At 67.6% G+C, this 250-nt stretch carries 1 pseudogene; it reads right to left on the reverse strand.

Annotated elements, in window-relative coordinates:
- Positions 1–97: 97 nt before the first annotated feature.
- Positions 98–250 (reverse strand): annotated as a pseudogene (locus SB786_RS37090) (LysR family transcriptional regulator); the annotation flags it as partial.

The raw sequence follows: 250 nt of genomic DNA on the forward strand, positions 1-250 counted from the left end.
CTGATTTGTCTCCTTTGAGACGCGACTCTAGGGATCGACGCGACACGCCGCCATCACGCGGACGGCAACATGTCTTCAGTTTTCGTGAAGGGAAGGACTACGTGCGCAGCGTTGCGCCCGGCCAGCGGCCGGCCGCGACGATTTCGCGCGCCACGTCGGCGAGTACGACGCGCGCGGCCAGCCCGGCCGGCGACAGCTCGTCGTAGGACACGCTCGCGATCAGGTTGGGCCGCGTCGCATGTGCCTCGGC

Source organism: Burkholderia sp. SIMBA_062 (assembly GCF_046534765.1).
GTDB lineage: Bacteria > Pseudomonadota > Gammaproteobacteria > Burkholderiales > Burkholderiaceae > Burkholderia > Burkholderia ambifaria.